General features: G+C 43.7%; 5 protein-coding genes. 2 read left to right on the forward strand and 3 right to left on the reverse strand.

The genetic code is table 11. From position 1 onward, the window contains the following. Positions 1–775 precede the first annotated feature (775 nt). The 3 genes from QZ938_RS31355 to QZ938_RS31365 form a co-directional block, all read right to left on the reverse strand. The gene (locus QZ938_RS31355) at positions 776–2,029 is read right to left on the reverse strand and encodes a URC4/urg3 family protein (RefSeq protein ID WP_293352487.1); all 1,254 of its coding nucleotides are present in this window, start codon (positions 2,027–2,029) and stop codon (positions 776–778) included. A 546-nt stretch (positions 2,030–2,575) separates the two neighbouring features. After that, positions 2,576–3,658, reverse strand: coding sequence for an adenylate/guanylate cyclase domain-containing protein (locus QZ938_RS31360; RefSeq protein WP_293156167.1), 1,083 nt, complete (start codon positions 3,656–3,658; stop codon positions 2,576–2,578). A 377-nt stretch (positions 3,659–4,035) separates the two neighbouring features. Next, on the reverse strand, positions 4,036–4,341 hold the full coding sequence (locus QZ938_RS31365; protein WP_293352489.1) for a hypothetical protein: 306 nt from the start codon (positions 4,339–4,341) through the stop codon (positions 4,036–4,038). Between the two features lie 486 nt (positions 4,342–4,827). Between QZ938_RS31365 and QZ938_RS31370 the strand changes: the two genes are divergently transcribed. Further along, positions 4,828–6,210 (forward strand): cytosine deaminase, encoded by a 1,383-nt coding sequence (locus tag QZ938_RS31370; protein WP_293352491.1) that lies wholly within the window; start codon positions 4,828–4,830, stop codon positions 6,208–6,210. Between the two features lie 479 nt (positions 6,211–6,689). Continuing rightward, positions 6,690–7,364 carry a 7-cyano-7-deazaguanine synthase QueC gene (gene queC / locus QZ938_RS31375; RefSeq protein WP_293158060.1) on the forward strand — a complete coding sequence of 225 codons (675 nt, stop codon included), beginning with the start codon at positions 6,690–6,692 and terminating at the stop codon, positions 7,362–7,364. Positions 7,365–7,810 lie beyond the last annotated feature (446 nt).

Consider the following 7,810-nt stretch of genomic DNA (forward strand, 5'->3'; position numbering starts at 1 on the left):
ACTCCTCCGAAAAATAGATACTGCAATAAAGGTACGTAGTTGCGCTTAAGCGCTCTTTCTTAGATATAAAGCAATACAGTTGACTAATATACTGCTATTCGTGAAACTCCTCCGAAAAATAGATACTGCAATAAAGGTACGTAGTTGCGCTTAAGCGCTCTTTCTTAGATATAAAGCAATAAGGACAATCTTAAGTAAACTGTATTGTATTATAAAGCAATACAGTTGACTTAAGAAAAATATGACTTGCCAAAAATGGCTATATTGCCAGAAAATCGTCAGATGAAATTCATCAAAAGCATTAAGTAAACCGTATTGAAATACAATCCACTCCATCAAGAGAAGAGTTTTGAACCGTATTGGGGCGCTTTTGGCGCAGAGGGAAGAGTATTGCGAGGGTTTTGGATGTCGTAAAAAAACCTTTTATCCCTCCCCTCTCTGTGTTCTCTGTGTTCTCTGCGGTAAAATCTTCTTAATATCTACTTCACCTCTTTATAATCCAAAAATCGTCAGATGAAATTCATCAAAAGCGTTAAGTAAACCGTATTGTATTATAAAGAGCGCTTCAGCGCAACAACGTACCTAATAATTAACATCAATATTGACTAATATTAAACTAGAATTCGCTTAACCACGATGTCTTGGCAAAAAAATACAGCTTTAAAAAATACTTGCTACAACAATTCAGTCAGACTTTTTCAGTGCCATCGGACTTGCATTCCGAACCTTCCTCCTTCTTCTGACTTCACGCTTGACTTCTGTCAACTGTCCACTGTCAACTATTAAAAAAAGTCCCGTCACTTTCAATGTGAATTGGCGGTACTCCACCAGCCCTCAATTCTGTCGCAATTTTCCGCCCCGCTGCCCAAGTTCCTCCCTGCAAAATCTTCACCAGCGGCAATGCTGTCGCACTTAAATGCAGCTTGTCTCTCATAGCTGCGGCAATTTTATCCAAAAGAATCACAGTGAGCGATCGCCATTCTACTACAACTTCCGAACCAGGCAAATACCTCTGCTCAAAAATAGCCCAATCTTTTGCCCGTAACAGCCCCATATCCAAACACAAACCGCAGTTACGATACCCCGGCAATCCCGTCAACTCGTCCAATCCGACGACGTACAAACCGAGTTCTTGCAGCGGTTCCAACAGCGAATAAGTCAACCACTGCGAGAGTTGGTGAAACGGCACAAATTCATCTCCCAGATTTTCTCCTTGCAAAGCCGAATGCCGCCAAACATCACCTAAATTAACGCCACCAATGGCATATTTTCCCGGCCAAATTTCCCCAAAACCTGTCAAAACAGCGCTCAATATTTCAGCACAATCCACAGTTTTGACTCCAGAAACCACACTGTCAAGCAAGTATTGTGCCAAATTTCCGGGACGCTGGTTCTCGCTGCCAAACAATAATGGATGTTGGCAAATTGCATTCCCCAAACGCTGCAACAATTCTAATCTGCCTGTTAAACCAACTAGGGGATTGTCTCGACTTACTTGAAATCCGGCCGCTAAGGTTTCTAATTTTAATTGAGAAAGCCCGCGAAAATCGGCTTGCCAAGGAAAATCTGGATTGCTGGAAAAAATACCCTGACAAAACATCCGAAAAGTGGCTACTGCCAACCCTTCTGAACGGCGGTAAACTTCTTCGGTTTCTGCTTCGCAATACTGCCAATCTGCGCCGGCACTGGCATCGAGTAACACGCTGACAATGGCTAAATCAAATTTGATCTTAGCTTGTTCTATGACTGAAAATTCTGTTAAAGCTGCATCGAATTGAGCGAGGCGCGGTTGGTTGCCGGCTTCAAAATGCCGCCACCGACTGTGAAACGGAATATTAAAATCGGGATACTGTTGGCGGGTTGTGTTGATTGCATAATTTGCTGCTTTGTCGAGTTCGGATAAATCGACACAGAAGAAATTGAGTTTATTTTCGGAGGCTAAGTTAAAAAGCCGATCGCACTTTTGGCGAATCGCAGCAGGTGTTCTCAGATATTTTACAGCCTCTAGCTCTATATTATTCAACTTCATCGAAAATTTTTGGTTTGAAACCCCGTGTTTTGAGCATCGGCTTTACATTTTGGCTAGGCTTTTCCTAGACTAGCCATACTTCTAGGGAAAGCTCTATTTACCTGACTCAAAAAATCAGATACGCGGACTTGCCACAAAGAGTTTAACACCTTGCGAGCACTCTGTCGGTTGGATCAAAACTTTACTGTGTATGGTTTTATACAGTTACATAGTATTGCTTCCAATCTGGCAAACACGTTCGTTACGAGTGGAACTATTACTAATGCAAGGGAAACGAGGACTATCAACGGTTGAATACTGATATAGCCCAACAGACACTGAAAGTATTCGATCGAACTTTTCGGAGTTTGTACGAGTTGATAAACGCAGTCACAGACGGAAACTATCAACAGAAAATTCAACTCCCTGACTATCTCCCAAAAGAGGGTTGTATCGTGTTTGATCCATTAACCGCAATTAAATGCGATCGCCCGTGGGGACTTGAGTCTGCTCGATTTTGCGGACTGAAGTCCGCACTACAAACTACCGTAGAACGACAGCGGAGTGTCAAACAACTAAACATCGGTAAACATCGTTTTCCTGAAAAAAGTCAAACTGACTGTAATCTAACAGATTATCTAAGATCGCATTTTTATCGATTTTGATCAGTTTGTATTCCCACTTCGAGCCACTAACTTCGCGTTTTATTTGGTCTGATACTATTACCGAATTCTTTTCCGTAGCTGGAGATACTATTTTGCTTAAATCTTCCAGCCTGTCGGCAATGTTAATATCTTTTCCGTAAGTGCAAGACCGGAATATATACAAATTTCCTTTAGCAACTCCCACCGACAAACCGCAAGGTATTTTATGACCGTGTATAAAAAGTTTCCAATTTTCGCACAAACTTTCCATGGCCGCTAGGGCTGAGTGAGCTTCTGGGAAAGTTAACAAATGCGAATCGCCAACAATACTGCGAATTGTGCCACCGTATTCTTCGCAAATGTTTTTTTCAAAAGTATCAAAGTTGGTGAGCAAATATTCAACATCTCTGATAGAATTAGATTCTTGGTAAGCAATAAAACCTCTCAAATCCGCTTTAATTATTGCTTGATTTTCCACAATTCGCGTCTTGTAACTTTGGTCAACTTTGTAAACCTTTTCAGGTTCGCTCATTCCTTTCAAAGAAAACTCGTTGACAAAAGATGTTTGCACTTCTGCTTTGTTGAGCGCCAGCCATGCTGCTTGGGACAAATATATTTCATCCTGGGGAGTTACTGATTCTATACGCGCTGTTAAATTGACCGTATCGCCAAAGATATCTTTATCTTGATGCAAGACATCTCCCAAGGTAATCGACACGCGAATAGCCAATCGTTCGTCGTTCGATTTGCTAGATTGTTGGGTTCTCAATTCTTGCTGCATTTCTAAGGCTGCCATCGCGGCTGCTGTGACGCTGGGAAAAATCAGCCAAAATGAATCACCTTCGCCTTTGATCAAACTTCCTTCATTTCTGGTACTAATATCTGAAATAAAAGTTTTATGCTCGTTCAACAAACTACTTAAGTCCGACTGAGATAATTTTTTAACTCGGGCGGTATATCCGCAAATATCTGTTTTTACGATCACAGTAGAACGCAAATTAGCCATAACCTACCCTGACTGATCAAAAACCAGTAATAAATTTAATTTGGCAAAGACGCAACTGTTTCCGAACAGTCGTGTCTTTGCCCTCTGAATCTCCTGGCATCGCGTCCGATCGCTTCTGCAAGAATTGTAGCATCTGGCACAGGGTCTGGCGTGTAGTAGCCGGAGGCTTTTTTGGTGGCGATTTCGACTTGTGCGCCTGCGGGAATCCAATCTTCGGGAATGTTGTCGGCGATCGACTACTTGAAGGCCAGAATTGATAATAGCATTGTATTTGAGATTGTTCAGGGAAACTAAACGGTCAATACGAGGGCCAACCAGTGCAGCACGTCTGGCATTAGTTCTTGAAACTGCATATCTTGAACTCCTGCAACACAACATTAGTGTTCAAGTAAAATACGCATCGCCGCGCGATCGCCACCTTCCAGCCTTTTTCTGGCATTGTACACCAAAAACTTAGTTACTTCCGCCAAAGCTCTCCCTTCCTTGCGGAAGTAAACAATCACCCCAGAACGACCGGATTGTGCCGTTTGGATGCAAATTTTGATACCGTATAGCAAATCAGGACGGCAAGTGCAGATATCCGAACTAAGCACGTTAGAACCGTTGCATTCATTGTCTACCCGTACCGCCAACTGCTTCCGTGAGTTAGAAATATCCACGACTTTGCCAAGAATATAAACCAATACGGTTCCGTTGATTTTAGATTTTAGATTTGGGGATTGGGGATTGGGGATTTTAGATCGAGCGATATGCTTCGGTTAGTATTGTCCGAAGAGAGTAACGCAATACATGAAGGCGATCTTTTATCAAAGCAATCTCCGTGTCTATTTTTAAATTGATTTTGCTATCGGTGACGGGCTTATCCCTGTAGCAGGATTTGACAGATATTATGTTTATTAAAGCTGCTATAATGTTATTGTATAATCCACAATCATTTAAGTACAAGAGGGCTGATGAGAGCATTGATATCGTTTCCGGTTGTATCGGAATGATTTGACCGCAGAGGGCGCAGAGGACACAGAGAGAGAAGAAAGAGATTAATACAGGACGAGGCTACCTGATTTGATATGATACATGGGATTGTTTCATGAATTATTACCAGATACGCGCGCCTCCAACAGACATCTTCAATAACTTTCAAGTCAATAACATATTAACGAGAAAATTTCATGGTGCCAGATAAATCTAATTATTTACTAAAAAATGCTCGCGTACCCGAATCTCTTCTAGAGATGAAATCGATCGCCAATTCAGCGTCTACTATCGCCACAACAGCCGATCGCAATTTTTGTCTGGTGGATCTGGAAATTGCCAGCGGCGCGATCGCCCAAATCATCCCCACAGGTACGGAACCTTTATCCCAACTTGCAGATATCCCCATTGTAGACTTGCAAGGCGGCTTAATTTTCCCGTGTTTTGTCGATATGCACGCGCATTTAGACAAAGGACATATCTGGGAACGATCGCCCAATCCCGATGGAACGTTTGCTAGCGCGATCGACACAGTACAGGCTGATGCCCAAAAACACTGGAATGCAGAGGATGTTTACCGGCGGATGCAGTTCGGCCTCCAATGCAGCTACGCCCACGGAACCAAGGCGATCCGCACTCACATCGACAGCGCAGGAGAACAGGGAACCGTTAGTTTAGCAGTATTTACAGCCTTGCAGGCCGAATGGCGCGATCGGCTAATTTTGCAAGCAGTTTCCCTAGTTTCCCTAGACTATTTCCTGACACCCGAGGGTGAAAAATTAGCAGACAAAATTGCCAAAATCGGCGGGATTCTCGGCGGCGTCGCCTACATGAATCCCGATTTAGACAAACAACTCGATCGCGTATTTAGCTTAGCCCAAGAACGCGGTTTAAACCTCGACTTCCACACCGACGAAACCGACGATCCAGAATCAACCACACTGCGAGAAGTCGCAAAAACCGCCATTCGCCATGAATTTGCAGGTCAAATAATTTGCGGGCATTGCTGTAGTTTAGCCGTACAACCGCCAGATTTAGTAACAGAAACTTTGACATTAGTCAAGGAAGCAAATATTGGCATTGTCAGCTTACCGATGTGCAACCTTTACCTGCAAGACAGACAATCTGGGCGTACACCGCGCTGGCGGGGAGTCACGCTGCTGCACGAACTAAAAGCAGCAGGAATTCCCGTCGCAGTTGCTAGCGACAATTGTCGCGATCCGTTTTATGGATTTGGCGATCACGATGTTTTGGAAGTATTGAATATGGCAGCCCGGATCGCCCATTTAGATCGGCCTTGGGAAAATTGGCCGCGCACAGTCACAACCACACCAGCCGACTTAATGGGATTGCCGAATTTAGGACGAATCGGAGTTGATTGGCCAGCAGATTTGATTTTGTTTAAGGCGCGAAATTTTAGCGAATTGTTATCTAGATCGCAGCGCGATCGCACAGTTTTGCGGCAGGGTAAAGCAATTGATACAACTTTGCCCGATTACCGCGAACTAGACGACTTGTTGTATGAAAACTCGGCGGTTGAAACTGCTTCTATACAAACAAAACCCGCCTCCGCGGGTTGAAGAAAACTCGACGGTTAAAATTATTTAATCTTCTTCAGTCCGCGGAGGCGGACGAAAGTTTTTGTAGACGCGGTTTCAACCGCCGTCCTATGCGGTTAAAATTATTTAATCTTCTTCAGTCCGCGGAGGCGGACGAAAGTTTTTGTAGACGCGGTTTCAACCGCCGTCCTATGCGGTTAAAATTATTTAATCTTCTTCAGTCCGCGGAGGCGGACGAAAGTTTTTGTAGACGCGGTTTCAACCGCCGTCCTATGCGGTTAAAATTATTTTATCTTCTTCAGTCCGCGGAGGCGGACGAAAGTTTTTGTAGACGCGGTTTCAACCGCCGTCCTATGCGGTTAAAATTATTTTATCTTCTTCAGTCCGCGGAGGCGGACGAAAGTTTTTGTAGACGCGGTTTCAACCGCCGTCCTATCTTGTCAAGTGACAACATAATTTGATATAAAATATAAAACCTGATGCAATCGAGGATGTTTTAAGTGAAAGCAGTTATTTTATTGTCGGGAGGGCTGGATTCCTCAACAGTTTTGTATCAAGCGAAAGCCGACGGCTGCGAATGTTATGCGATATCCTTTGACTACAAGCAAAGACACCGGCGAGAGTTAGAATCTGCACGGGCGATCGCACTTTCAGCACAGGTTAAGGCACATCAGGTGGTAAACTTTGACTTGACGCTGTGGGGCGGTTCGGCTTTGACGGACAATCAGATAGAATTGCCCAAAGATCGCAATCTAGCAGAAATGTCGCAAAACATCCCCGTTACCTACGTTCCAGCTAGAAATACCATTTTTCTCAGCTTTGCCCTCGCCTACGCCGAAACTCTAGAAGCCCAGCGAATTTACATCGGTGTCAACGCTTTAGATTATTCCGGCTATCCCGACTGCCGCCTCGATTACATCCAAGCCATGCAGGAAGTATTTCGGTTGGGAACAAAGCAAGGAAGGGAAGGAGAAGCTATTAAGATTATCACACCTTTGATCGAACTGAAAAAAACCGAAATTATTGAATTGGGCAACAAGTTGGGAGTGCCTTGGGAGAAAACTTGGTCTTGTTATTCAGGTGGCGAAAGTGCCTGCGGCGTTTGCGATTCTTGTCGGCTGCGGCTGGCTGCTTTTGACGAATTGGGATTGAAAGATCCGGTGCCTTACGCTTAATAGTGCAGGTTTGCGAGCCGCACTAATTGATTGTTTAATTCACTGAAATTAACCAATTTATAGGGTTGGAAATGCAGACAGGTTGATTGCGAACACCCCACTCCCCACCAGTCTCGTCAACTTTCAGTGTTTTGATTTTCAACAAGATCTCATATCATCTCCCGTCAATTACCTATAATAAAAGTGTTTGTAGTGCGGACTTCAGTCCGCATATTCAGAGGACTAAAGTCCTCACTACAAACCTTACAATAAAAGTGTTTGTAGTGCGGACTTCAGTCCGCATATTCAGAGGACTAAAGTCCTCACTACAAACCTTACAATAAAAGTGTTTGTAGTGCGGACTTCAGTCCGCATATTCAGAGGACTAAAGTCCTCACTACAAACCTTACAATAAAAGTGTTTGTAGTGCGGACTTCAGTCCGCATATTCAGAGGACTAAAGTCCTC

Source organism: Microcoleus sp. CAWBG27 (assembly GCF_020883145.1).
GTDB lineage: Bacteria > Cyanobacteriota > Cyanobacteriia > Cyanobacteriales > Microcoleaceae > Microcoleus.

Bases quoted from the DNA above. Each gene is read 5' to 3' on its own strand.
- QZ938_RS31355 (WP_293352487.1), bottom strand. From the start codon at position 2,029: ATGAAGTTGAATAATATAGAGCTAGAGGCTGTAAAATATCTGAGAACA.
- QZ938_RS31360 (WP_293156167.1), bottom strand. From the start codon at position 3,658: ATGGCTAATTTGCGTTCTACTGTGATCGTAAAAACAGATATTTGCGGA.
- QZ938_RS31370 (WP_293352491.1), top strand. From the start codon at position 4,828: ATGGTGCCAGATAAATCTAATTATTTACTAAAAAATGCTCGCGTACCC.